The organism is Stappia sp. TSB10GB4 (genome assembly GCF_900185745.1).
In the GTDB taxonomy this organism is placed as follows: Bacteria; Pseudomonadota; Alphaproteobacteria; order Rhizobiales; family Stappiaceae; genus Stappia.
Window position 1 is genome coordinate 75,256 of sequence record NZ_FYAV01000024.1, and the last position, 23,620, is coordinate 98,875.

Annotated in this window: 22 protein-coding genes and 1 pseudogene; 19 read left to right on the forward strand and 4 right to left on the reverse strand. The window is 64.7% G+C overall.

Going from position 1 to position 23,620, the window contains the following annotated elements:
* The first annotated feature begins 119 nt into the window (after nucleotides 1-119).
* From TSB10GB4_RS02310 to TSB10GB4_RS24010, 5 genes and pseudogenes are all read left to right on the forward strand, one after another.
* Complete coding sequence (locus TSB10GB4_RS02310) at nucleotides 120-1,304, forward strand: efflux RND transporter periplasmic adaptor subunit (RefSeq protein WP_186394393.1); 1,185 nt, start codon at nucleotides 120-122, stop codon at nucleotides 1,302-1,304.
* Nucleotides 1,305-1,313: 9 nt separating this feature from the next.
* On the forward strand, nucleotides 1,314-4,427 hold the full coding sequence (locus TSB10GB4_RS02315) for a multidrug efflux RND transporter permease subunit (protein ID WP_186394394.1): 3,114 nt from the start codon (nucleotides 1,314-1,316) through the stop codon (nucleotides 4,425-4,427).
* 43 nt (nucleotides 4,428-4,470) lie between these two features.
* Nucleotides 4,471-5,019, forward strand: a complete 549-nt coding sequence (locus TSB10GB4_RS02320) for a GNAT family N-acetyltransferase (protein ID WP_186394395.1) — start codon at nucleotides 4,471-4,473, stop codon at nucleotides 5,017-5,019.
* Between the two features lie 526 nt (nucleotides 5,020-5,545).
* On the forward strand, nucleotides 5,546-6,127 hold the full coding sequence (locus tag TSB10GB4_RS02325) for a dienelactone hydrolase family protein (protein WP_186389141.1): 582 nt from the start codon (nucleotides 5,546-5,548) through the stop codon (nucleotides 6,125-6,127).
* Nucleotides 6,127-6,345: pseudogene (locus TSB10GB4_RS24010) on the forward strand (transposase); the annotation flags it as partial. The gene TSB10GB4_RS02325 and the pseudogene TSB10GB4_RS24010, both read left to right, overlap by 1 nt.
* A 242-nt stretch (nucleotides 6,346-6,587) precedes the next feature.
* On the opposite strand, the gene TSB10GB4_RS02335 reads toward TSB10GB4_RS24010, so the two are convergent.
* Both TSB10GB4_RS02335 and TSB10GB4_RS02340 read right to left on the reverse strand, forming a co-directional pair.
* A complete protein-coding gene (locus TSB10GB4_RS02335) occupies nucleotides 6,588-7,901 on the reverse strand; it encodes a glutamine synthetase family protein (protein ID WP_244296422.1) in 1,314 nt (437 codons plus the stop codon).
* Complete coding sequence (locus tag TSB10GB4_RS02340; protein WP_186394426.1) at nucleotides 7,891-8,793, reverse strand: MurR/RpiR family transcriptional regulator; 903 nt, start codon at nucleotides 8,791-8,793, stop codon at nucleotides 7,891-7,893. Before TSB10GB4_RS02340 ends, TSB10GB4_RS02335 begins: the two co-directional genes overlap by 11 nt.
* A gap of 157 nt (nucleotides 8,794-8,950) precedes the next feature.
* On the opposite strand from TSB10GB4_RS02340, the gene TSB10GB4_RS02345 reads away from it, so the two are divergent.
* The 10 genes from TSB10GB4_RS02345 (at nucleotide 8,951) to TSB10GB4_RS02390 (ending at nucleotide 17,607) form a co-directional block, all read left to right on the forward strand.
* Nucleotides 8,951-9,757 (forward strand): N-formylglutamate amidohydrolase, encoded by an 807-nt coding sequence (locus TSB10GB4_RS02345; protein WP_186394397.1) that lies wholly within the window; start codon nucleotides 8,951-8,953, stop codon nucleotides 9,755-9,757.
* The gene (locus tag TSB10GB4_RS02350; RefSeq protein WP_186389138.1) at nucleotides 9,757-10,407 is read left to right on the forward strand and encodes an isochorismatase family cysteine hydrolase; all 651 of its coding nucleotides are present in this window, start codon (nucleotides 9,757-9,759) and stop codon (nucleotides 10,405-10,407) included. The genes TSB10GB4_RS02345 and TSB10GB4_RS02350 overlap by 1 nt, the downstream gene beginning before the upstream one ends.
* 122 nt (nucleotides 10,408-10,529) lie before the next feature.
* Nucleotides 10,530-11,702 (forward strand): ABC transporter substrate-binding protein, encoded by a 1,173-nt coding sequence (locus TSB10GB4_RS02355; RefSeq protein ID WP_186389137.1) that lies wholly within the window; start codon nucleotides 10,530-10,532, stop codon nucleotides 11,700-11,702.
* A gap of 51 nt (nucleotides 11,703-11,753) precedes the next feature.
* On the forward strand, nucleotides 11,754-12,488 hold the full coding sequence (locus TSB10GB4_RS02360) for an ABC transporter ATP-binding protein (protein WP_186394398.1): 735 nt from the start codon (nucleotides 11,754-11,756) through the stop codon (nucleotides 12,486-12,488).
* The gene (locus TSB10GB4_RS02365) at nucleotides 12,481-13,188 is read left to right on the forward strand and encodes an ABC transporter ATP-binding protein (RefSeq protein WP_186394399.1); all 708 of its coding nucleotides are present in this window, start codon (nucleotides 12,481-12,483) and stop codon (nucleotides 13,186-13,188) included. Before TSB10GB4_RS02360 ends, TSB10GB4_RS02365 begins: the two co-directional genes overlap by 8 nt.
* A 2-nt stretch (nucleotides 13,189-13,190) precedes the next feature.
* The gene (locus TSB10GB4_RS02370; RefSeq protein WP_186394400.1) at nucleotides 13,191-14,081 is read left to right on the forward strand and encodes a branched-chain amino acid ABC transporter permease; all 891 of its coding nucleotides are present in this window, start codon (nucleotides 13,191-13,193) and stop codon (nucleotides 14,079-14,081) included.
* Between the two features lie 11 nt (nucleotides 14,082-14,092).
* The gene (locus tag TSB10GB4_RS02375; protein WP_186389133.1) at nucleotides 14,093-15,121 is read left to right on the forward strand and encodes a branched-chain amino acid ABC transporter permease; all 1,029 of its coding nucleotides are present in this window, start codon (nucleotides 14,093-14,095) and stop codon (nucleotides 15,119-15,121) included.
* Complete coding sequence (locus tag TSB10GB4_RS02380; protein ID WP_186389132.1) at nucleotides 15,118-15,786, forward strand: cysteine hydrolase family protein; 669 nt, start codon at nucleotides 15,118-15,120, stop codon at nucleotides 15,784-15,786. Before TSB10GB4_RS02375 ends, TSB10GB4_RS02380 begins: the two co-directional genes overlap by 4 nt.
* A gap of 14 nt (nucleotides 15,787-15,800) precedes the next feature.
* Nucleotides 15,801-17,114, forward strand: a complete 1,314-nt coding sequence (locus TSB10GB4_RS02385; protein ID WP_186394401.1) for an aspartate aminotransferase family protein — start codon at nucleotides 15,801-15,803, stop codon at nucleotides 17,112-17,114.
* A gap of 151 nt (nucleotides 17,115-17,265) precedes the next feature.
* Entirely contained in the window at nucleotides 17,266-17,607 is a 342-nt protein-coding gene (locus tag TSB10GB4_RS02390) for a RidA family protein (protein WP_186389130.1), read from the forward strand.
* A gap of 74 nt (nucleotides 17,608-17,681) precedes the next feature.
* Here the strand turns inward: TSB10GB4_RS02390 and TSB10GB4_RS02395 are convergent, their stop codons facing one another.
* Nucleotides 17,682-18,557 (reverse strand): universal stress protein, encoded by an 876-nt coding sequence (locus tag TSB10GB4_RS02395; RefSeq protein WP_186394402.1) that lies wholly within the window; start codon nucleotides 18,555-18,557, stop codon nucleotides 17,682-17,684.
* Nucleotides 18,558-18,683: 126 nt separating this feature from the next.
* Between TSB10GB4_RS02395 and TSB10GB4_RS02400 the strand changes: the two genes are divergently transcribed.
* Together TSB10GB4_RS02400 and TSB10GB4_RS02405 are read left to right on the forward strand one after the other, a co-directional pair.
* Nucleotides 18,684-18,899, forward strand: coding sequence for a helix-turn-helix domain-containing protein (locus TSB10GB4_RS02400; RefSeq protein WP_186389128.1), 216 nt, complete (start codon nucleotides 18,684-18,686; stop codon nucleotides 18,897-18,899).
* Complete coding sequence (locus tag TSB10GB4_RS02405; RefSeq protein WP_208984360.1) at nucleotides 18,899-20,629, forward strand: cation:proton antiporter; 1,731 nt, start codon at nucleotides 18,899-18,901, stop codon at nucleotides 20,627-20,629. Before TSB10GB4_RS02400 ends, TSB10GB4_RS02405 begins: the two co-directional genes overlap by 1 nt.
* Before the next feature lie 160 nt (nucleotides 20,630-20,789).
* Here TSB10GB4_RS02405 and TSB10GB4_RS02410 read toward each other — a convergent pair whose 3' ends face one another.
* Nucleotides 20,790-21,710, reverse strand: a complete 921-nt coding sequence (locus TSB10GB4_RS02410) for a LysR substrate-binding domain-containing protein (protein WP_186394403.1) — start codon at nucleotides 21,708-21,710, stop codon at nucleotides 20,790-20,792.
* A gap of 135 nt (nucleotides 21,711-21,845) precedes the next feature.
* Here TSB10GB4_RS02410 and TSB10GB4_RS02415 point away from each other — a divergent pair, with 135 nt between their 5' ends.
* A complete protein-coding gene (locus TSB10GB4_RS02415; RefSeq protein WP_186394404.1) occupies nucleotides 21,846-22,316 on the forward strand; it encodes a TRAP transporter small permease in 471 nt (156 codons plus the stop codon).
* Nucleotides 22,313-23,611: a TRAP transporter large permease gene (locus TSB10GB4_RS02420; protein ID WP_186394405.1), complete on the forward strand. Its 1,299-nt coding sequence runs from the start codon at nucleotides 22,313-22,315 to the stop codon at nucleotides 23,609-23,611. The genes TSB10GB4_RS02415 and TSB10GB4_RS02420 overlap by 4 nt, the downstream gene beginning before the upstream one ends.
* Nucleotides 23,612-23,620: the final 9 nt, after the last annotated feature.

Sequence of the window (23,620 nt, forward strand, 5' to 3'; positions counted from 1 at the left end):
GTCGAGTGCTTTGGCCTCTCGTCCATCAAGTCTCCATAAAACCTCCACATTGCGCAAACGGTCCGGGTTGATATGGGCGTCGTCGCTTCGAGCGATCGATGGTCTTGAAGGATGTCCCGATGATGCGTGTCCGCAGGCACTTCACCCGCACAGTTCTCGGCATTGCCTTGCTGGTTCTCGCCGCCTGTTCCGACAACGGGGAGCCGCGAGCGTCTCAGGCTGCAAGTGCGCGGGAACAGGCTGAACCGGCGGTCGCACGCGTGGCGACCTTGACCGTCCAGCCCCGTCGCGTCGTCGTCTACGAGGAGTTGCCGGGACGCGTGTCCGCGCGGCGCACCGCGGAGATACGGCCACAGGTCAGCGGGATCGTCCGCAAGGTGCTTTTCAAGGAGGGCTCCGAGGTCTCTGCCCACCAGCCTCTGTTCGAGATCGATCCCGCGCCATTCGCTGCCGATGTGGAGGCCGCTTCGGCGGTGCTGGCGCGCGCTGAGGCTGACGAGCTCAACGCCTCCCTCAAGCATGATCGTATCAAGGCCTTGGCCGAAAGCCGGACCGCGACCGCCGCCGCCCTGGGAGACGCGAAGGCGGCGCTGGCACAGGCGCGTGCGAGCGTGGCAGAGGCGCGGGCAAACCTGACGCGTCGCCTGCTCGAGCTGGCCCATGCCACCGTGACCAGCCCGATCGCCGGGCGGGTGGGGCAAGCACTCATCACCGAAGGCGGACTCGCTACGGCGGGCGCTACCAACCCAATGGCCGTCGTCCAGCAGTTGGACCACCTCTTCCTGGATGTCCACCAGCCGTCGATGCGCCGTGAGGCACTCGAAGAGGCGCTTGCGAACGGACAGGCAGACGAGGCGGGCGGGCTGCCGGTCGACATTCTCACCATCACGGGCAAGCCCTATGAGTATCAAGGCACCATCCGTTTCTCCGACAGCGCTGTCGATCCGGGAACGGGCAGCATTACGATCCGCGTCGAGGTGCCGAACCCTTATGATCAACTGCTGCCCGGCATGTACCTTCGCGCAAGACTCCCTCGCTCAGTCCATCCCAACGCCCTGACGGTGCCGCAGGAAGCCATCGTGCGTGACAGCTCCGGCCGGCCGCAGTTGACGGTCGTCGGAGCCGACAAGTCGGCATGGCGCCGCAATGTCGAACTGGGTCCGCTGGTCGACCGGCAGTACGTGATCCTGTCAGGCATCAGCGCCGGCGACGAGGTCGTGGTCCGGGGCCAGGATCGCGCGACCGACGGAATGAAGCTCCAGACGGTGGCGCACCAGCCTGTCGTCCGGACGGACACACAGTAGAGACGCCCCATGCCCCAATTCTTCATCGACCGCCCCGTCTTCGCCTGGGTCATCGCCATCTTCATCACGATCGCCGGCATCGTCGCGATCCCGCAACTGCCTGTCTCGCGCTTTCCCGTGATCGCGCCGCCCAGCGTCAGCATCAATGCGAGCTATGTCGGCGCGAGCGCCCAGACCGTCACCGACAGCGTGACGGCGCCGATCGAGCGCGAGCTGTCGGCTGTCAAGAACGTCCTCTATTTCGAATCCTCGGCAGACGCTTCCGGCAACGCCTCCATCACGGTGACCTTCAAGCCGGGGACCGACCCCGAGCTTGCTCAGGTCGACGTGCAGAACCGTCTGAAGTCGGTCGAGCCCCGCCTGCCTGAGCAGGTGCGCCGCGGCGGACTGTCCGTGGAGGCTGCGTCTTCGGGTTTCCTCATGATCGTCTCGCTGCGGTCGGACGACGGCGCGGTCGATCCTCTCGCGCTCGATGATTATCTCGCCCGAAGCCTTGCGCCTGAATTGAAGCGAGTGCCCGGCGTTGGCCGCGTGCAGTCGTTCGGCTCGGAGGCAGCGATGCGCGTCTGGGTGGATCCCGCGCTGCTGACCTCCTACTCGCTGTCGATGGCCGAGATCATTCAAGCCATTCAGACGCAGAACGTTCAGGTTGCTCCGGGGCGGCTCGGAGAGGAGCCGGCTGTCCCCGGCCAGACGATCAGCGTGCCCCTCAGTGTCAGCGGACAACTCGAGACGCCGGAACAGTTCGCAGCGGTGGTGCTGCGGTCGAATACCGACGGATCGAAGCTGACGCTCGGCGACGTCGCCCGCATCGAGGTCGGTGCCCAGTCCTCCGGCTTTTCGATCTTCGACGGCGGCAAGCGGGCGACGGCGGCGGCGATCCAGCTCGCGCCCGGCGCCAATGCCGTCAGCACATCCGAGGGTGTACGCGCGCGACTGGCCGAACTGGCACCGTCGATGCCGTCCGGCGTCACTCACGCGGTCTCCTACGACACCGCACCCTTCGTGAAGGTCTCGATCACCAAGGTCGTGCAGACCCTGATCGAAGCAATGGTGCTGGTGTTCCTCATCATGCTGCTCTTTCTCCAGAACATCCGCTACACGCTGATCCCGGCGATCGTCGCGCCGATCGCGCTGCTCGGCACCTTCGCGGTGATGTGGATGATCGGCTATTCGATCAACGCGCTGACGATGTTCGGCATGGTGCTGGCCATCGGCATCATCGTCGACGACGCGATCGTCGTGGTGGAGAACGTCGAGCGCCTGATGGCGACCGAGGGCCTTTCGCCGCGGGATGCCACGCGTCGCGCCCTGCGCGAGATCGCGGGCGCCGTCATCGGCATCACGCTGGTGCTGACCGCGGTGTTCCTGCCGATGGGCCTGGCGACGGGCTCTGTCGGCGCGATCTACCGCCAGTTCACAGTCTCGCTGGCGGTCTCGATCCTCTTCTCCGCCTTCCTCGCTCTCAGCCTGACACCTGCGCTCTGCGCCACGATCCTGAAGCCGGTCGCGCCTCATCACGAGCGCAAGGGTTTCTTCGCGTGGTTCAACCGCGGTTTCGAGCGGCTGACGGGCCGCTACACTGCCTGGGTCGGAGCACTGGTGAAACGCGGTATGCGCGTGATGCTGGTCTACGCCGCGATCGTAGGCGCGCTGGCCTTCGGCTACACTTCGTTGCCGACCGCCTTCGTGCCCGACGAAGACCAGGGCGCATTCATGACGTCCTACACGCTCCCGGCCGACGCGACGGCCGAGCGCACCAAGGCGATCGTGGAAGGCTTCGACCGCCATGTCGCGACGCGTCCCGATATTGCGAACAACCTCTCCGTCATGGGCTTCAGCTTCTCCGGATCTGGACCAAATACCGCCATGTCGTTCACGACGCTGCGCGACTGGAGCGAACGGACGGGCAGCACCGACGCAGAAGTGGCGGCTGCCAGCGCGGCGATGCAGGAAACGACAGAAGGCGAAATCCTCGTGATGAAGCCGCCCACCATCGAGGAACTCGGCACGACGTCCGGCTTCGCGATGCGCCTTGTCGATCGCAGCGGCAACGGGGCGGAGGCGCTGCAGAAAGTTGCCGACGACCTCATCAAGCTGGCGGGAGGCAGCAAGCTCCTGCAGAACGTCCGGGTCGACGGATTGCCGAGCGGTCCGAGCGTCCGCCTCAACATCGACCGCGCGAAGGCCGGGGCGCTCGGCGTCAACTTCTCGATGATCAGCGATACGCTTGCCGCCGCGATGGGCTCGACCTACATCAACGATTTCCCGCGTGCGGGCCGGCTTCAGCAGGTCATCATACAGGCCGAAGCCAAGGACCGCATGCAGGTCGAAGACGTCCTCAAGCTTCACGTGCGCAACGACAAGGGCGGGATGGTTCCGCTGGCTGAAGTTGTCACGCCGGAGTGGTCGGTCAGCCCTCTCCAGCTTAACCGATACAACGGTTATCCCTCGCTGAGCATCTCCGGCGATGCCGCCTCGGGCGTGTCGAGTGGTGCTGCGATGACCGAGATCGAGCGCCTCGCATCGAAGTTGCAGGGTGGGTATGGCGTGGAATGGACCGGGCAGTCGTTCCAGGAACGCCAGGCCGGGGCGCAGGCGCCGATCCTCGTCGCCTTCTCCTTCCTGGTGGTGTTCCTGGTTCTGGCAGCGCTCTACGAAAGCTGGGCCATTCCGCTGTCCGTCATGCTGGTCGTGCCGCTGGGCATTCTCGGAGCGGTCATCGCGATGCACCTGCGCGGCATGGAAAACGACGTGTTTTTCAAGGTCGGCCTCATCACGCTGATCGGCCTGTCGGCGAAGAACGCGGTGCTGATCGTGGAGTTCGCGCGAAAGCTGCACGCGGAGGGCAGGAGCCTCGGGGAGGCGGCCATAGCGGCATCGCGCCTCCGCCTGCGGCCGATCGTGATGACCTCGCTTGCCTTCACGCTCGGCATCGTGCCCCTGGTCGTCGCCAAGGGGCCGAGTTTCGAGATGCAGAACGCGCTGGGGACGGGCCTCTTCGGCGGCATGATCTCGGCCACGGTCCTTGCCGTGCTCTTCGTGCCTGTCTTCTTCACGCTAGTGATGCGATTTGCTGGGCGGAAAACGAAGCAAGAAACTGCCGAAGCGGTCACAACGTGACCAATGGCCAACCGCATCTCAACATAGATTTCGGAGAATATTGATGAAATCCGCAACCACAACTGGCCAGGTAACCCTCGACATCGCGCGCGAGGACGACCTGCCGCGCTTCCGCAAAGATCTTCAGGACGCCTTCGCGGTCGCGGTCGTGGAAACCTTCGGATCGGTCGATGACGCCCCGATTCCGTCCGACGACGACGTGGCCGCCTCCTTTGCGGCGCCGAACGCCGTCGTTCACCGGATTCTCGAAGACGGCCGCTGGGTCGGCGGTGCCGTGGTGTCGATCGACACCGAAACGCAGCATAACTCGCTCGATTTTTTCTACGTGCGCTCCGATGAACTGGGGCGCGGCATCGGCCGCAAGGCCTGGGCCGCCATCGAGGCGGCGTATCCGGATACGCAGGTCTGGATCACCCACACGCCCTACTTCGAGAAGCGCAACATCCACTTCTACGTCAACGTCTGCGGCTTCCACATCGTCGAATACCACCACGCCGGCCACCCGGATCCTCACCGTCCGAGTGAGCCGGGTCTGCCCGGCGACGACGACATGTTCCGCTTCGAGAAGCATATGCGGGGCCTGGTCGCGTAGAGCACAGGATGGCGTCTTGGACGTCCGCCATCGCGGCGATCGGCGATGGCAGGGTGAGCGTTGACTGCGCCAGCTTTGACGGCCTACTCCTCGGCGCTGACGGGCAAAGCAAGTTTTTTTGAAATAAAATCAATCTCTTATGGCATTGAAAAATCAGAATGGGGAGTGTCCAAGCTCACCGACGCGGCTTTTAAGGCACTGATATCAAAGGCGAAGGTACAAGGCCGCGGACCGTGGCGGTGCACCTCGCCGATGGGGATGGGGCCGTTCGAAGGCGTTTTCATGAACCTGACTTTTTTGAACCCCTACCGGCACGGTGGCTCATACCCCGAAAGTCTCTCTCGCACCTGGATGAACGAGGCTGGTTTCCGGGAAGTCTCAAGATCGCGCCTTGCTGATGGCTGCAGTTTGTTTCGCGGGCGCCTTCCGTCCCGATCCGCGCTCCAATACTCTCTGCATGTTGACGGCATTCGTCGCGCAGTAGCAGGTCAGACATGCCCGCGATCATCCAACCGGAAGGTTCCATATGGCTGAGGTCTTGCTGTTCCATCACGCGCAGGGGCTGACCCCGGGTGTGCGCGCTTTCGCCGACGACTTGCGAGCCGGGGGGCACGTCGTTCACACGCCCGATCTGTTCAACGGGCTCACCTTTCAAAGTATCGACGAGGGGCTTGCCTATATCGGGGAGACGGGATTCGATGAAATGCGGGAGCGCGGCGTCAGAGCCGCCGACGGATTGCCTCTCGAACTTGTCTACGCAGGGTTCTCGTTCGGTGTGCTGCCGGCACAGCAGCTTGCGCAGACCCGGCCCGGCGCCCGTGGGGCCTTGCTCTTCCACTCTTGCCTGCCGATAACTGGCGAGTGGGCTTTCGGGCCTTGGCCGGACGGCGTGGCAGCTCAAATCCACGGGATGGACAATGACCCGATGTTCGTCGGCGAGGGCGATATCGACGCCGCCCGCGAGTTGGTGGAGAAAGTCGCGGAGGCGGAACTCTTCCTGTACCCAGGCGATCAGCACTACTTCGCTGACAGTTCGCTTCCGTCGTACGACGCGGATGCGACCGCGCTGCTCACCCTCCGAGTGCTTGAGTTCCTGGATCGCCTATGATCCAGGCGCGCGCCTCGCTTGAGCGCAAACCGGCCCAGAACGCCGGGGTGGACGCGTTCAACGGCGGCTTCCGCGACGAATGCCTGAACGAGACGCTGTTCACCACCCTCGGTCAGGCGAGGCCGGGCATCGCCAGGTGGCGTAAGGACTGCAATCGCACCCGGCCACATTCGGCGCTCGGTAACATGACGCCGTACGAACACGCCATCAAATGGAGACCGGGAAACCAGGCCGCATGGGGCCAAAAATCAATCCAAGGGCTCTGCGCTGAGCGGCAGGGACCCCAGGGCCCCCAGGGCCCAGATCACATGGTATTCTCGCCCCAGTATTTTCTTTCTCCAGGGATATCAGATGCTTGTTTCGGAAAAATAGAGTGGCGTGACGTCTTCGGCATCCCGAAGGGCTGTCGCTTGGCCCTTCGGGGACCGGCGGTGCGTTTCGGATCGCGCGGGTCGCCGCGCTAATAGACAGCTTCGTAGGCCGCGCAGATTTCGCCCTGCGTCTTGCCGTCCAGGTAGGCGATCTCGCCCTTCTTGTGTTTGACATAGACTTCTGTAAACCCGGCGGGAAACCAGTCGCGAACGACCGGGTTTCCTTCGAACCGCTCCAGGGCGGCCTCGAGCGTCTGCGGGAGCCGAATGAAGCCGCGGGCGGCAAGGGCGTCGGCGTCGAGCAGCGACAGATCCTCCTGCGTTGCCTCCGGCACCGGCAATCGCTCTTCAATGCCCTGGACACCGGCATGCACGATCGCCGCCAGGGCCAGATGCGGGTTGGCCGCCGCATCCGCTGCCCTGAACTCGAAATTGAACTGGGCGGCGCGGGCGATGTCGCTGATGTCGGACACCGGGCAGATGCGCACCGAGGCTTCGCGGTCCCGAAAACCGAGATTGTTGAAGGCAGCGCTCCAGCGGTGCGGCGTCAGCCGGAGATAGGACACGACGCTCGGGGCGGTGATGGCGATGATCGCATCCAGATATTTCAGGATCCCGGCGACGAACATGCCGGCGACGTCGGAGAGCTCGTGCTTGCCCTGCGGGTCGTGGGTCACCGGAGTGCCCGCATCATCGAGCATGCTCAGGTGAACATGGACGCCGTTTCCGACGCCGGCCGGATCGCGGATCGGGGTGAACGTCGGATCGTAGCCGAGTTCACGCGCCACGAGACCGACGATTTCGCGTGTGACCAGCGAATGGTCGGCGATCGTCACGCCCTTTTGCGGCCCCATCGTCACCTCGAACTGGCCGGCGCCGAATTCCTTCAGGATCGTGTCCGGGGTCACGCCCGCATCGCGCATGGCGGCGACGACGGCTTCGCAGAAATGGCGTTCTTCCTGGAAAGCGGCGAGCGTGAAGGCCTTGCCGATCTCCCCGGTCAGTTGCTTGATCTGAAACTCGTGTTCGAAAGCGCCGTACAGCGTCACGCCCGCAACCGTCTTCAACCGCGCGAGCGCGGCCTCGAGGATCGAGCGCGTGCAGAACTCCCAGGGGCGGCCGTCGAGATAGCGGATGTTGCCGAGCACGAAGTTCTCGTTCGGCGCTCCCGCCTCGCTCTCGATGCTGACGCGGGTCGCGGGATCGGGAATGAGCACGAGATCCCCGAGCGAGCCGAACGGGCTGTCGGCGATCGCATCGAAGCAGGTGATCTGCACGTTGGTCGGCGTCCAGCCGACGCCCCGCTTGAGGCGCTTGTCGAACTGCGACACAGGGAAAGCCTTGCCGCGCACCTTGCCCGAAAGGTCGCCGCAGCAGGCGACCATCATTTCCTCACGTCTCATCGACATCCCCGTTCAGTCTGTCCTGGTCGTATCCGGGCATTGCGAAGCGAATGCCGTCCCAGTCCCTGATGCGTTTTTGTGTGGCTTCCCAGTCGGTCTCGGAGACGCGCACGATCAGTGCCTCGACAAGGGCCAGGGCGGCCGCGGCCGTATCCCAGGCCGTGCCGGCATCGATCGGCAGCGCCACGATGTGATCGGCGTGTCTTGCCGCCGGCGACATCCACTTGTCGGTCACGACGATAATCGTCGCTCCGCGCTGTTCCGCAATGGATTTCGCAAGCCGGGAGAAGCTGATCTGATAGCGGCGGAAGTCGAAGATCAGCACCACGTCCTTCTTGCGCATGCGCAACACATGTTCCGGCCAGAACTCGGGATTGTCGGCCATGTGATAGATGCCGCTGCGAATCTGCCGGAGATGAACGGACAGGAACGAGGCGATGCAGTCGCTCACCCTGCCGCCAAGCAGGAAGATGTTGCGGGTTGGGTCCGCAAGGAGGCTGGCGAGACTGTCGAACTGTGCCTGCGGCACGGTCTCGACCATTTCCTGCATCACGGCCGAGAGGCGCGCCACATACTCCGAAAGAAAATCCGAGTGGCCGACCGGGGTCTGGCTGGACATCAGGTCGACAGGCGAGCTCTGTCCGGCTTTCAGCTCGGCGATCAACTGCCGCTGTAGATCCTGGAACCCGCCGCAGCCGATCTTGCTGACAAATCGCGTGATCGACGGAGCGCTGACGCCGGTCCTGGCGGCAAGCTCCTGAATATTCTCCAGACCAGCGAAGGGATAGTCGGCAAGGATGGCGTTGGCGATCTTGCGTTCGCTTGCGGTGAGCTGGCTGGATGCTTCCCGAATTCTTGTGCGGATCGTCGAAGACGAAGTCACATCGCTCATTGGCGAGTTCCCCTTGTTGGAGCGGATATTCCCTTTTTGGAAAAAATTAGTCAAATGGAAAAATGCGATTGACTATGATCGATAAATTTCTTTGATTTGCGGTATCGAAGCCCCGCGTGCCGAGATCGTCCTGGCCGCCTCACGGATACCGTCCTCCATGCTCAGGTTCGCAGATCCCGACATCACTGGACTGCTGCAGTCGGGCGACCCGCATCCGGTGGAATGGGTCAACATCTCCGGCCGATCCGCCATTTTCCTGATCTGCGAACATGCGGGGCGTGCCGTGCCTTCGGCGCTTGGCGATCTCGGCATCGATCCGGAGGAAATGGACCGGCACATCGCCTATGACGTCGGCGCGGAGGGGCTTGCCCGGGGGCTTTCCGAGCGCCTTGACGCGCCTCTCATCCTGCAGCGCTACAGCCGCCTCGTGATCGATTGCAATCGTCCCTACGAGTCCGACGGCTGTGTCGTCAGGCAGAGCGACGGCACCGTGGTGCCCGCCAATGCGGAGGTTGCCGAGATCGACCGGCGCCGCCGCTTCGAGGAAATCCACCGGCCGCTGCATGCCGCGATCGCGGCGGCGCTCGATGATCGGCAAGCCGGCGGCGGCCCGCTGTTTCTCGTCACCGTCCACAGTTTCACTCCGGTCATGCGCGCAACGGGCGCCCGGCGGGATTTCGAGCTCGGCCTGCTGTACAATCGCGACGCCCGTCTTGCCGAGCGGTTGGCCGACCTGTTCGCGCGCGCCAATCCGCATGTCACGGTCAAGCTCAACGAGCCCTATGTCGTCGACGATCTCTCCGACTACACGATACCCGTTCACGGCGAAAGGCGCGGCATCCCGCACGTGCTGATCGAAACGCGCAACGATCTCATCACCGATGACCGCGGACAGCGGGAGTGGGCGGACCGGCTGGCCGCCTCCCTTCGTCTGGCGGCGCAAAGCCTTGAAGGAAGCGTATGATGGCCGCAGCCCATCCGACCACACGCGATATCCCGCTCGATCCGGCTGCCTCCGCGATCCTCTTTATCGATGTCCAGAACTTCTCGGTCCTGCGGGACGGCGGCGAGTTCAAGGATGTCTCGGACGAGGATATCGCCGGCAAATACGGGTACTATTTCAAGCGCATCCACGAGGTGGCGATCCCGAACATGCAGCGGCTGCTGGCGGGGTTCCGCAGGGCAGGGATCGAGGTTCTGCACACCACGATCGAGAGTCTGACGAAGGATGGCCGCGACCGGAGCCTCGATTACAAGATCACCGGCTTCAACGTGGCGAAGGGATCGCATGACGGCAAGGTGATCGACGAGCTGGCGCCGCTTGAGGACGAAATCGTCTTTCCGAAAAGCTCGTCCAGCGTCTTCGTTTCGACCCATATCGACTATGTGCTGCGCAATCTCGGCGTGAAGCAGATCGTGCTGTGCGGACTGCTCACCGATCAGTGCGTCGAATCCGCCGTTCGTGACGCCTGCGACCTCAACTACCTGGTCACGCTCGTGCCGGATGCCTGCGGCACCTACTCGCAGGAGCGTCACGACTTCTCGCTCAACGCCATCAAAGGCTACTGCCGACAGATCTCGACCGCCGATCTTCTGAAGGAGATCGGCCAGTAAGCGAAAGGCGGATTGAGGAAAGGACCAAGGAGACACCCGAGAACGCGGCGAATAAGCCCAAGAAGGCAGGCCCGCTTGTCAGTTCGCAGCCGAAAGGCACCTTCCAGAAAAGAGGAACAACCATGATGAAGACGTCCAGAATTCTGATGGCAGCCGCCGGCGTGGCGCTGGCCGGCTCCGCGGCGCTCGCCGACGACGGCAAGATCGTGATCGGCGGCGCCTTGTCGATGACCGGCATTCAGGCTCCGCTCGACACGCCCGGCTACTACGGCGCCCAGGTGGCGGTGAAATACCTCAACGACAATGGCGGCGTGCTCGGCAAGCAGATCGAGTTCATCAATATCGACGGCAAGTCCGATCCGGTCACGGTCGGCAATGTCGCGGTCGAACTGATCGACAAGGGCGCGGCGGTCATCGTTGCGCCCTGCGATTTCGATTTCGGTTCGCCCGCCAGCCGCGAAGCCCAGGCTGCCGGCCTCGTCGGCATCTCGACCTGCGCGTCCGATCCGCTCTATTCGTCGTGGTCGCTGGGCGACAAGCAGTTCACGCTCTCCATGTGGAACACCACGATGGGGGCGGCGGCGGCCGATTTCGCGATCAAGGAGAAGGGCTGGAAGACGGCCTATGTCGTCACCGATCAGTTCATCGCCTATACCAAGTCGCTCTCCAAGTATTTCGTCGAGCAGTTCAAGGCGAATGGCGGCGAGATCCTTCTGGAAGACACCTATACCAACGGCGACAACAATTTCTCGGCGCAGCTTGCGCGTCTGCAGGCGCTCGGAACGAAGCCCGACGTCATCTTCGTCTCGTCCTATGGTCAGGACATCGGCATCATCATTCGCGCTCTGCGTGAAGTCGGCTACGACGCGCCTGTGCTGGGCGGCGACGCCTATGACGATCCGGCGATGCACGAGGCGCTCGGCGAGAAGTTCGGCAACGACGTCTTCTTCGTCACGCATACCTGGATGGGCCCCGAGGCGCATCCCGACATGGCAGAATTCATCGAGCTCTACACCGCCATGCATGGTTCGGCGCCCGACACGTCCTTCGTCTCCACGGGCTGGGACACGATCATGCTGATCGCCGAGGGCATCAAGGCCGCCGGAACCACCGAGGGCGCGGCGCTCGCCAAGGCTCTCGAGGACGGCCAGTTCAAGCTTCTGACCGGCGATCTCGACTACGGCACCGCCGAGGAGGGGCATGTTCCGAACAAGGCCGCGGCGATGATCGAATTGAAGGGCGGCACGCCGAGCTTCGTCGGCTGGCGCAAGCCTGACTCGCTTCCCAAGCCCTGATTGCACTTTTGGGCCGGCTGACAGGCCGGCCCATCTTCGTTTGGAAAAGCCATGTCAGAATCGCGCCTCGCGCTGAACGACGTGTCGGTGGAGTTCGCCGGCCTGCGCGCCCTCGACCACGTGTCTCTTGCCGTTTCGACCAGTGAGATCGTCGGACTTATCGGGCCGAACGGGTCCGGCAAGACCACGCTGATCAACGCCATCACCGGCCATGTGAAGCTGGCCGCCGGCCGTGTCAGCATCGGCGATACGACCATTTCAGGCCTCTCGCCGCGCGAGATCGCCCTTCAGGGTGTCAGCCGTTCCTTCCAGATCGTCCGGCTTTTCAACGCGATGACGGTGTTCGAAAATGTCGAAGCCGCAGCGCTGGCCAAGGGGACGTCGCGTGACGAGGCGCGGGAGCGGACCAGGACCCTGCTCGGCGAATTCGGCCTCGGCGAGAAGGCCGACGAACTCGGCGAGAGCCTGAGCTATGGCGACAAGCGCCGGGTGGAAATCGCGCGCGCGCTTGCTGCCGAACCGCGCTTCCTGCTGCTCGACGAGCCGGCCGCGGGAATGAACGATGCCGAGACCGAAACGCTGCTTCACACCCTTGCCGAGCTTCCGAAAAGCCGGGGGCTCGGTCTCATCATCATCGATCACGACATGAGCCTGATCATGCGGCTGTGTCACCGGCTGCATGTGCTGGCGTCCGGCCGGACCATCGCGGAAGGCGATGCCGCCCATGTCCGCAGCCATCCGGCGGTTATCGAAGCCTATCTCGGCAAGGGGGCGACCCATGCTTGATGTCCGGGACCTCTCCGTGGACTACGGCTCGATCCGGGCGGTTCGCGGCATCAGCTTCCATCTCGCAAAGGGCGAGTTGGTGAGCTTGCTCGGGGCCAATGGCGCCGGCAAGTCCACCACGCTCAAATGTATCGCCGGCGCGTTGAAGGCCTCCAGCGGCTCCATCACGCTCGGCGGGGTCGCGATCACCTCCAGCAGCCCCGAGCAGGTCGTGCGTGCCGGTCTTGCGACCGTGCCGGAGACCCGCGACGTCTTCCCCGATCTGACGGTCGCGGAAAACCTGATGCTCGGCGCCTATATCCATCGCCGGGACCGCGCCGGCAATCGCGACAATCTCGAACGGGTCCACACGCTCTTTCCGCGTCTTGCGGAGCGCAAGCATCAGGCGGCCGGGACGCTTTCGGGCGGCGAGCAGCAGATGCTGGTCATCGCCCGCGCCCTGATGTCGCGTCCCACCGTGCTGCTGCTCGACGAGCCGTCGCTCGGTCTGGCGCCGGCGATCGTCGACCGGATCTTCGAGATGATCGACACGCTGAAGCGGACGGGCCTCACCATCTTCCTGGTGGAGCAGAACGTGAACCAGGCGCTGGCCATTGCCGACCGCGCCTATGTTCTGCGGCTCGGAAAAATCGTCGCTTCCGGAACCGCCGACGAGATCAGGTCGACCACCGATCTCAGCGCACATTATCTGGGAGGCTGAGCATGGCGTTCACCGTCCAATTCGTCATCGACGTGCTGAGCCTTGGCGGTGCCTATGCGCTGATGGCCCTCGGCCTCGTCATCATCTACGGCATCCTGCGCCTCGTGAACTTCGCTTACGGCGAACTGATCATGGTCGCGGGCTACACGCTGTATCTGACCGGCGGCTCCGGCTTGCCCTGGATCGTCATGGCGGTCCTTGCCCTGGCCATGGCGGTCGTCTTCGGCATCTTCACGGACTATGCCGCGTTCCGTCCCGTGCGCGCCAAATCCGTGACGGCGGTGCTGATCACCTCCTTCGCGTTCTCCAACCTGTTGCAGAACGCGGCGCTTCTGTTCATCTCGCCGCGTCCCCGCTATGTGCCGTTGCCGGAGATTTTCTCGCAAACGGTGGTGATCGCGGGCGCAATCACGCCGGTCCGCAACCTGCTGACGATCGCCGCGTCGATCGTGCTGCTGGCGGCCGTCGCCTTCCTGATGCGGAAGACGACGCTCGGCATCGCGATGCGTGCGGCGGCGAGCAACTTCACCATGGCGCGCATGCTGGGCGTTCCGGCGAACCTCATCATCTCGCTGGCCTTCGCCCTGTCGGGCTTTCTCGCCGGAGTGGTCGGCATCCTGTGGATCGGCCGCATTGGCACGGTCGTGCCGGGGATCGGCCTCGAACCCTTGCTCGTCGCCTTCATTGCCACGGTCATCGGCGGCATGCGCAGCCTGCCGGGGGCGGTCATCGGCGGCTTCCTGCTGGCGTTCATCGACACCACGCTCAACTACACCCTGTCGCAGGATCTCCTGAAGTTCCGCGACGCCTTCACCTTCGGACTCGTGATCCTGATCCTGCTTTGGCGTCCCGATGGCCTCATCAAGGGCCCGGCGAGCGGGCAGCGGACCTGAGGAGCGCTGCCTTGAAACCCTCCCATCTCACCGCCCTCGTCCTGCTTGCCGTCATCGTGATCATCGGTGTCGGCAGCCACCTCATCGGCATCCGTCTCTATGACCGCATTGCCACGAACCTGATGATCTCGCTGGTGCTTGTGGTGGGTCTGCAGACCTTCATGGGCAATTCGGGCCTCCTGTCCTTCGCCCATATCGGCTTCATGGGCCTTGGTGCCTACACATCGGCGGTTCTCACCATTCCCTCGCAGATGAAGGGGATGGCGCTGCCCGACCTCTACCCGTTCCTGACGGCCGTCGAGGTCTCGCCGCTTCTCGCGATGGTCGCCGGCGGCCTGGTCGCGGCGGCAGTGGCGGCGGCGATCGCCTATCCGCTGATGCGCCTGTCCGATGCGGCGGCCGTCATCACGTCCTTCGCGCTGCTGGTCGTGCTCTACACGGTGATGAACAACTGGAGTGCCCTGACGAACGGTCCGCGCACGCTCTTCGGCCTGCCACGGACGACGGACCTTCCCACGGCGGCGAGCGTGGCGGTGCTGGCGGTGATCGCCGCGCTGGTCTTCAAGGAGTCCCGCACCGGCAAGCTGTTGCGCGCCTCTCGCGAGGATGAGGTCGCCGCCGCCGCGCTTGGCGCCAACATTCCCGCATTGCGGTGGCGCGCCTTCATCCTTGCCGCTTTCCTCGCCGGCGTCGGCGGCTCGCTCTGGGGGCACTTCATCACGTCGTTCTCGCCCAAGGCCTTCTACCTCAAGGAGACCTTCCTGATCGTCACCATGCTGGTCGTCGGCGGCGCCAACACCGTAACCGGCGCGGTTGTCGGAACCGTGCTGATAACCGTGGCCTATGAAGGCTTGCGCGGAACCGAAAGCATGCTCAACGCCACGTCGTTCGGCGCCGGACAGGTCATCGGCCTGACGGAAATCGTGCTGGCGCTCGCCATGATCGCCGTGATGATCCTCAAGCCCGGCGGCATTTTCCCAAGTCGCGAGATCGGCGACATCCTCGCCCGCCTCCGCGCCAGGAAGGAGACACGTTCATGACCTGGAAGACCGACTATCGCTCCTTCTACTATGCCAATGCCGAGGAGCCGGAGGATATCGTCCTTGACCCGGAAACCACGGCGTTGCTGGTCATCGACATCCAGAACACCTATCTCGCGCCCAAGGACACGCCCGAGGAAACGGCCCGTTGGCAGCCCTTTTATGATCGCATGCGCCAGACCGTCATCCCGAACACCGCGCGCTTGATCGAGGACTGCCGCAAGCGCAAGGTCGAGGTGATCTTCGCCCGCATCGCCTGCCTGAAACCCGACGGCCGCGACCGCTCGCTGAGCCAGAAGAAGCCGGGCTTCAACTACCTGCTGTTGCCGAAGGACCTGCCCGAGGGGCAGATCGTCGACGAGCTTGCGCCGAGGGCGGACGAGATCGTCATCACCAAGACGACCGACAGCGCCCTGACCGGAACCAACCTGCGCCTGATCCTTCACAACATGGGGATCAAGGACGTCATCTGCTGCGGCATCTTCACCGACCAGTGCGTGTCGTCCACCGTGCGCAGCCTGGCGGACGAGAGCTTCGGGGTGATCGTCGTCGATGATTGCGCCGCCGCCGCAACGGATGAGCTGCACAGGCGCGAGCTCGAGATCATCAACATGATCTACTGCCACGTCGCGCAGCTCGACGAGGTCGTGACCTTCTTCAAGTGAAAGGGCGCGCGCCGATGTCCGGTCTCTATGCCCGAGAAAGCCGATCGGTCTCCACGATGGCGCATCTGCGGTTCTTTCCGCAGGCGGTGACAGGCGGTCACGGATCGTATCTGACCGGGGAGGATGGGCGCCGGCTTCTCGACCTCTCCGCCTCCTGGGGGGCTGCGAGCCTCGGTCATTCCCACCCGGCGCTGCGCGATGCGGTGAACCGGGCGCTGTCGAACCAGGCCGGTGCCAGCTATCTGTCGAGCGCCAACGAGCCTTGCGTGCGGCTGGCCGAGAAACTGCTCACGCTGGTGCCGGAGCGTGCCCGCGGCCGCGTCTGGTTCGGCCATTCCGGGTCCGATGCCAACGAGACCGTCGCGCGCATGGTCGTCTCCGCAACCGGCCGCCCCCGCATCCTTGCCTTCAAAGGTGCCTATCATGGCGGCACCGTCGGCTCGATGGCGGTGTCCGGCCATCCGGCCCAGCAGGGGGCGCGCGCCGCGGGGCTGACGCTCGTGCCCTATCCCGACAGCTATGCCAGCGGCGGTCCGGAAGCCGCAAAGCGGGAAGCGCTGGAGGCGCTGGAGCGGGCTCTCGCCAGCGAAGCCCCGCCGCAGGAGATCGCAGCCTTCTTCATCGAGCCCGTTCAGTCCGACGGCGGGATGCTGGTGCCGCCGGACGGCTACTTCCAGGCCGTGGAGGCGATCTGCCGGAAGCACGGCATTCTCATCGTCGCCGACGAGGTGAAGGTCGGACTCGGTCGCACCGGCCGGTTCAACGCGTTCGAGCATTGTCGCATCGAGCCGGACATCGTCGTCTTCGGCAAGGGACTGGGCGGAGGCCTGCCGATCTCCGCCGTCGTCGGGCCCGAAACCGTGATGAACCATGCGGTGGCGTTCTCGCTGCAGACCGTCCACGGCAATCCGGTCTGTTCGGCCGCGGCTCTGGCGGTGCTTGAAACCATCGAGGGCGACAGGCTGGCGGAGAATGCCAACGCCACAGGCCGTGTGCTCTTCGAGGCTCTCGGCAGGCTGGCGGCAACGCAGCCGCTGATCGGGGAGGTGCGCGGCCGCGGTCTCGCTCTCGGGATCGAGCTCGTCACCGACAGGGGCACCCGTCGGCCGGCATCGCGGCAGGCGGCACTGACGGTCTACCGCGCCTATCAGTTGGGGCTCGTGCTCTACTATGTCGGAGTCCATTCCAATGTCCTGGAACTGACGCCGCCGTTGACGCTTACCGAGGCGCAGGCCCTGGAGGGCGCCGCCATTCTGGGCCAGGCGCTTGACGATGTTCAAAACGGGCGCGTCGACGAGAACCTGCTTGCCGGATTCGCCGGCTGGTAAGGCTCCTTCGTCCCGGCGCTCCCATCATCCCTTGCATGGCTGGCCCGAAGCCTGTCAGACAGACCCTCGGCCCGTCGTTGAGGCCGGCGATTCCGGGCGGACGGGCCGCGCCGGTCGTCTGGCCGGGTCGGCACACAAGGAGAGACTTGGAATGATCGAACGTATGGATGTCGGGACGCGCCTGAGCCAGATCGTCAAGCACAATGGCGTTGTCTATCTGGCCGGCCAGGTCGGGGAGGGCGCGACCGTCGCCGAGCAGACCCGCGACTGCATCGCTGAGGTGGAGGCGCTGCTCGCCCGCGCCGGCTCCTCGCCCGAGAAGATGCTGCAGGCGATCATCTGGCTGGCGGACATGACCGACTTCGCCGAGATGAACTCGGTGTGGGACGCCTGGGTGCCGGCCGGCTGCGCGCCCGTGCGCGCCTGCGGCGAGGCGAAGCTGGCTACGCCCGAATACAAGGTCGAGATCATCGTCACCGCCGCCTGCGACTGATCTGATCGCGGACGGCGGGGCGACCCGCCGTCCCTTTTTCGCTCCCGCGTTGCGGGCCGGCGTCGTGCCGTGCGTCAACCGGCGTCCGGCGCGGCCGGACCCGGCGGGATCGCAAGCACATCCATCGTGGCGTTGCGCAGAACCTCCTCGGCGACGCTTCCGAGCAGGAACTTGGCAAGGCCGCCGCGTCCGCGCGTGCCGACGACGACCAGCCCGGCCTCGTCCTGCCGCGCCGCGGCCAGGATCTCGTCGGCCGTGCCCGATGCGTCGTGGCGCGCCAGATATTCGGCCGGCGCGATGTCGAGCCCGTCGAAAAAGGCCGCAAGCTTGCCGGTCGCCTCGCTCCGCTCCCGTTCCAGATAATGCTCCTTGTCCTCCTTGTTCAGCGAATGGCCCATGGCAAGGCCGATCGCCGGGGCGTCGAAGACATGGAGGGCGGAAAGCCGCGCATGCCCGTGCAGGGAGAGCGCGCGGAAGGTTTCGATCGCCGCGCGCGAGGCGTCGGACAGGTCGGTGGCCAGCAGGACGTTGCGATAGGGGCCGACCGGAGGCGCGTTGGCCATCAGCACCGGGCAGGCGACGAAGCGGATGGCACGTTCGGCCGTGGTGCCGACAAAGGCGTCGCGCAGCACCTGCCGGCGATGCGGGCCGAGCACCAGCAGGTCCGGCGTCTCATCTTCGCTCGCCTGCGCGATGCCGGCGAAGGGGGAGGCGAGGACCACGCGGGTCTCGCAAGCCACCCCGTCGATCCGGCGCAGCGTCGCGGACTGCTCGTAAAGCAGGCGCAACGCCACCTCGCGCTCGGCGTCGACGATCCGTTGCGGCTGGTCGTCGTCGACCACATGAACCAGCGACAGGCTGGCGCCGGTCTGCCGTGCCAGCAGCGTGGCGCGCCGCAGCGCGCGGTCGGACCGCTCGGAAAAATCGGTGGCCACCATGATTGTCTTCATTGCGCGTGTTCTCCGCCGTTCCCGACCTACACAGACACGAGAAAAGGACACTTTCCTTGATCTGGATCAGGCGGGGATCATCATGTTTCGCTATTCTGCGACAAACACGTGCAAAATGGCATACCCATGACCCGAGAGCAGTATCAGACAGTCAGGGAGGTGGCCGAGCGCCTGAAGATCAGCGAGGCGACGGTGCGGCTGTGGATCCGCAGCGGCGAATTGCGGGCGATCGACATCGGCAAGGGATGGCGGATTGCAGACAGTGATTTCGATACCTTCCTGAACAATCATGCGACAAGGGCACGGCCGGATATGGCGTCGCCCGAGGACAGGAGTGCCTGATGGACGTGCTGATCCAGTCTCCGTTTGCCGAGATTGCCGCCTTGCTGGTGATGGCCGCGGCCGTCGGGCTGGTCGGCATCCTGCTCCGGCAACCGCTGATCGTCAGCTTCATCGCGGTCGGCTTGATTGCCGGACCCTCGGCGCTGGACCTCGTCCATGCGGACGAGCAGATCGCGTTCCTCGCCGAGCTCGGCATTGCCGTCCTGCTGTTTCTCGTCGGCATCAAGCTGGACGTGAAGCTGATCCGCTCGCTCGGCGCGGTGTCGCTGTTGACCGGGCTCGGCCAGGTCGCCTTCACCTCGTTCTTCGGCTATCTGATCGGCCTTGCGCTCGGGCTCGGCCACACGACGAGCCTCTATGTGGCGGTGGCGCTGACCTTCTCCTCGACGATCATCATCGTCAAGCTGCTGTCCGACAAGCGCGAGATCGATTCGCTGCACGGGCAGATCGCCCTCGGCTTCCTCATCGTCCAGGACCTGGTCGTGGTGCTGGCGATGATCGTGCTGTCGGCCATCGGCATCGGCGCGGCCACTGAGGGGGCGGGGGGACATGGCGGCGGCTCGGTGCTGACGGTGCTGGTCTCCGGCATCGCCATGGTCGCGCTGGTGGTTCTGTTCGTCCGTTTCGTCGCCACCCCGCTGACCGAGCGGCTGGCGCGGGCGCCGGAGCTGCTGGTGATCTTCGCCATCGCCCAGGCGGCGATGTTCGCCGCCATCGGCGATGCGGTGGGGCTCGGCAAGGAGGTCGGCGGGTTGCTGGCCGGCGTCTCGCTCGCCTCGACGCCCTATCGCGAGACCATCGCGGCGCGGCTGGCGCCGCTGCGCGACTTTCTGCTGCTGTTCTTCTTCATCGCGCTCGGGGCGACGCTCGATCTGTCGCTGCTGGGCGCGCATGTGACCGGCGCCATCATCTTCTCGCTGTTCGTGCTGATCGGCAATCCCTTGATCGTGCTGGCGATCATGGGGGCGATGGGCTACCGCAAGCGCACCGGCTTCCTGGCCGGCCTGACCGTGGCGCAGATCAGCGAGTTCTCGCTGATCTTCATCGCCATGGGCGTCTCGCTCGGGCATGTGCGGGAAGATGCGCTCGGCCTCGTCACGATGGTCGGCCTCGTCACCATTGCCGCCTCGACCTATATGATCACCTATTCCCACCAGCTCTATGCCCTGTGCGAGCCGCTGCTCGGCCTGTTCGAGCGCCGGGGCACCCCGCGCGAGCCGAGCGAGGCATCCGCGCATGAGGACACCGGCCACAAGGTGATCGTTTTCGGCCTCGGCCGCTTCGGCACGGCGATCGGCCTGCGGCTGCAGCGGCGGGGCATCCGCGTGCTCGGCGTCGACTTCAATCCGCTGGCGGTGCGGCGTTGGCGCGAACTCGGCCTGGAGACAGAGTTCGGCGACGCCACCGATCCGGAGTTCATCTCCGAACTGCCGATGTCCCATGCCGAGTGGCTGGTGTCGACCGTGCCGAGCCACGTCACCGGGCTCAGCCAGGAGGATCCGCGCACGACCCTGCTGCAACTGGCCCGCAGCGCCGGCTTCGGCGGACGGATCGCCGTCTCCTCGCATCACGCCAGCGATACGGAGACGATGTTCAAGGCCGGGGCGGACATGGTGCTGGAGCCGTTCCAGGACGCTGCCGACCGTGCCGTCGAGCTGCTCTGCGGCGCCCGCAAGGAGGAGCGCACGGTCATTCCGCTGATCGAGAGCGAGGCGAGGGAGGCCTCCTGAGGCCGCCCTGCCGCCGTTTTCGGTCAGCGCTTCGCCTCGTCCATCTCGGCGCTCTCGCGGGCCAGATAGGTCCGGGTGACGCCGGGGATGCGCTCGGCGAGCCAGCCGCCATATCGATGGGTTCACGACCTGGCTTCCGCAACGCTTTGCGCGGGCCTGGCTACCAGTCGCGCCTTGCGGCAAGCTCGGTAAGCTGATCGGCCAGCTCCGCGGCGAACTCCTGCACCAGCATGGAGAGCGGCCGGTTGGCGGGCGTCATCAGCGACAGGTTGTGGTGCAGTTCGGGGGCGAAGGGACGGAAGACGATGCGGCTCGACGTCCCGAACGTTTCCTCATGGCTGATGGCGGTGAAACTGTCGCAGATCGTGCAGCACAATCCTTCCGAGACGAGTTGCAGTGCCGGCAGGAAGGTGCGCAGCTCGAAGCGGCGGTTGAGGCGCGCGCCCGCGTCGCGAAAGGCACGGTAGGTCTGCACCGCGGTGATGTGCTCGTCATACAGCATGGCGAGCGGGCGGCCGTCGAGGTCGGCCGGGGTGATCGCCTCCCGTTCGGTGAGCGGATCGTCCGCGGGCATCGCGCAAAGCCCGGGAAAGACGAAGTCCTGCGAACGGATCGTGCGCCGCGGCTCGGACGTCTCGGCAAGGCCGATGTCGTATTGCTGCGAGGCGATCCAGTCGGTGATGACCACCGACGACTGCATCATCAGCGAGACTTCGACCTGCGGGCGGCCGCGCAGGAACCCTGCCACCACCTTGGGCATGAAAAAGCCGGATGCGGCCGGATTGCAGGCGATCCTGAGCTTGCCCTTTTCCAGGTTGCCGATTTCCTGCAGCGTGCGCGCCGAGTGTGACAGGCGCTCCAGGACGAATTCCGCCTCCTCCAGGAAGTAATGGGCCTCAGGCCGGGCCACCAGCCGGCCGCGCTCGCGCTCGAACAGGGGAAAGCCGATTTCCCGCTCCAGCCCCGAAATCATCGCGCTCACCGCCGGCTGGGTCCGCCCGAGGGAACGGCCCGCCTCGGAGACCGAGCCCGTGCGCATCACCTCCACGAAAGTCTGCAACTGGCGGAATGACAGGTTCATGTCCATCCCATAGGCCAACTTTATCGATATAGCAGTAATTCTAATTTGATTTTATGCCATAGCAGATCCGACAATGGCAACTGCAATGGAGGTTGCTGTGGCGCTCGCAAGACCGCCATGAGAGGGGGGCGTGTTTTGGACCGGTTTGCGAAATACCTGCTGACGACGCTGATCTGCATCGTGGCGCTCGGTCAGTTTGCTCAGGCACTCACGCGTTACGTCTTCCAGATTCCGGTGATGGGGCTGGAGGAGACGATGATGTATCCGACGCTCTGGCTCTACATTCTCGGAGCGGTCAATGCGTCGCGGGAGAACAGCCACATCCGCGCCAACGTGCTGGAGATCTTCCTCAAGACGAAGCGTCAGCACACGATCCTTGCCATTATCGGCGAGATCCTCAGCCTGATCATCGGCCTCTGGCTGCTTTACTGGGCCTGGGACTTCACCCGCTACGCCTGGCGCGTGTGGAAGGAGAGCCCGACCCTCTACATCCCGACCTTCTATTCGGATGTGGCGCTGGTGGTCGGCCTTGCGCTGATGATGCTCTACACGGCGATCCACATGGTTGGCCATGTCCGTGCCCTGGCGGGTGAGGGCGCACGATGATCGAGATCGCGCTTCTGGCCATCGCGGCCCTCGTCGTCACCCTGTCCTTCGGGGTTCCGCTGCCCTGGTGCTTCGGTGCCGCGCTGATGGTGATGTACTATCTCGGCGACGTCACCATGAAGGGTATGGTGCTCTGGGGCTTCCAGCAACTGGGCAACCCCGTGCTGCTGGCCATTCCGCTCTTCGTGCTTGCCGGCGCGGTGATGTCGGAAAGCGGCATCGCCGCCTCGCTGCTGCGCTTCGTCAACGCCTTTGTCGGCCATGTGCGCGGCGGCCTCGGCATCGTCGCGGCGGTGAGCTGCGCTGTGATCGGGGCGATCTCCGGCTCCGGCCTCACCGGCATTTCGGCGATCGGCCCGCTCCTGATCCCGGAGATGGAAAAGCGCGGCTATCCGCGCGAATACGCCACGGCCCTGATCGCCAATTCCTCGATCCTCGGCCTGTTGATCCCGCCATCCCTCAGCATGATCCTGTTCGGCTGGGTCACCGAGACCTCGATCCTTGCCTGCTTCCTGGCGACGCTTGGGCCGGGCCTCTTGATCATGGTCAACTTCTCGCTCGTCAACCTGTGGATGTCGCGCAAGTTCAACCTGGTGCTGGATGAAAAGCCGGCGCTCGGGGACCTTGCCGGCGAGGTGGCGCGGCGCGGCGTCCATGCCTTCCCGGCGATGCTGATGCCGGTGATCATTCTCGGCGGCATCTATGGCGGCATCGTCACGCCGACGGAGGCGGCGGCGCTCGCGGTGATCTACGCCGTGCCGGTCGGCTTCCTCGTCTACAAGGGGCTGAAGCTCGACAACTTCCTGTTCGCCGGCAAGGAAGCGGCCACCGCCGTCGGCGCGATCATGCTGATGATCCTGTTCTCGATGATCGTCGGCCAGATGTTCGTCTATGAGGGCGTCCCGCAGCAGCTCGTCCAGGCGATCTTCGGCATCACCGAGAACAAGATCCTGCTGCTGATCATGATCAACGTGCTGCTCTTCCTGATCGGCATGGTGGTCAACGACACGACGGCGATCCTGCTCGTCGCCCCGCTCCTGATGCCGTTGATGCAGGCGATGGACGTCTCGCCGGTGCAGTTCGCCGCGATCATGGGGGTCAACACGGCGATGGGCGGGGTCACGCCGCCCTATGCCTCGATCCTCTATCTCGGCGCGCGCATCGGCAAGGTGAAGGTTACCAAGGTGATCCCGCCGGCGATGCTGCTGATCGTCACCGGATACCTGCCGGTGGTCTTCCTAGTGTCGTTCTGGCCGGACCTGTCGCTCTACCTGCCGCGGCTGTTCGGCTACTGACCCCGACAA

Bases quoted from the DNA above. Each gene is read 5' to 3' on its own strand.
- TSB10GB4_RS02310 (WP_186394393.1), top strand. From the start codon at position 120: ATGATGCGTGTCCGCAGGCACTTCACCCGCACAGTTCTCGGCATTGCC.
- TSB10GB4_RS02315 (WP_186394394.1), top strand. From the start codon at position 1,314: ATGCCCCAATTCTTCATCGACCGCCCCGTCTTCGCCTGGGTCATCGCC.
- TSB10GB4_RS02320 (WP_186394395.1), top strand. From the start codon at position 4,471: ATGAAATCCGCAACCACAACTGGCCAGGTAACCCTCGACATCGCGCGC.
- TSB10GB4_RS02325 (WP_186389141.1), top strand. From the start codon at position 5,546: ATGGCTGAGGTCTTGCTGTTCCATCACGCGCAGGGGCTGACCCCGGGT.
- TSB10GB4_RS02335 (WP_244296422.1), bottom strand. From the start codon at position 7,901: ATGAGACGTGAGGAAATGATGGTCGCCTGCTGCGGCGACCTTTCGGGC.
- TSB10GB4_RS02340 (WP_186394426.1), bottom strand. From the start codon at position 8,793: ATGAGCGATGTGACTTCGTCTTCGACGATCCGCACAAGAATTCGGGAA.
- TSB10GB4_RS02345 (WP_186394397.1), top strand. From the start codon at position 8,951: ATGCTCAGGTTCGCAGATCCCGACATCACTGGACTGCTGCAGTCGGGC.
- TSB10GB4_RS02350 (WP_186389138.1), top strand. From the start codon at position 9,757: ATGGCCGCAGCCCATCCGACCACACGCGATATCCCGCTCGATCCGGCT.
- TSB10GB4_RS02355 (WP_186389137.1), top strand. From the start codon at position 10,530: ATGATGAAGACGTCCAGAATTCTGATGGCAGCCGCCGGCGTGGCGCTG.
- TSB10GB4_RS02360 (WP_186394398.1), top strand. From the start codon at position 11,754: ATGTCAGAATCGCGCCTCGCGCTGAACGACGTGTCGGTGGAGTTCGCC.
- TSB10GB4_RS02365 (WP_186394399.1), top strand. From the start codon at position 12,481: ATGCTTGATGTCCGGGACCTCTCCGTGGACTACGGCTCGATCCGGGCG.
- TSB10GB4_RS02370 (WP_186394400.1), top strand. From the start codon at position 13,191: ATGGCGTTCACCGTCCAATTCGTCATCGACGTGCTGAGCCTTGGCGGT.
- TSB10GB4_RS02380 (WP_186389132.1), top strand. From the start codon at position 15,118: ATGACCTGGAAGACCGACTATCGCTCCTTCTACTATGCCAATGCCGAG.
- TSB10GB4_RS02385 (WP_186394401.1), top strand. From the start codon at position 15,801: ATGTCCGGTCTCTATGCCCGAGAAAGCCGATCGGTCTCCACGATGGCG.
- TSB10GB4_RS02390 (WP_186389130.1), top strand. From the start codon at position 17,266: ATGATCGAACGTATGGATGTCGGGACGCGCCTGAGCCAGATCGTCAAG.
- TSB10GB4_RS02395 (WP_186394402.1), bottom strand. From the start codon at position 18,557: ATGAAGACAATCATGGTGGCCACCGATTTTTCCGAGCGGTCCGACCGC.
- TSB10GB4_RS02400 (WP_186389128.1), top strand. From the start codon at position 18,684: ATGACCCGAGAGCAGTATCAGACAGTCAGGGAGGTGGCCGAGCGCCTG.
- TSB10GB4_RS02405 (WP_208984360.1), top strand. From the start codon at position 18,899: ATGGACGTGCTGATCCAGTCTCCGTTTGCCGAGATTGCCGCCTTGCTG.
- TSB10GB4_RS02410 (WP_186394403.1), bottom strand. From the start codon at position 21,710: ATGAACCTGTCATTCCGCCAGTTGCAGACTTTCGTGGAGGTGATGCGC.
- TSB10GB4_RS02420 (WP_186394405.1), top strand. From the start codon at position 22,313: ATGATCGAGATCGCGCTTCTGGCCATCGCGGCCCTCGTCGTCACCCTG.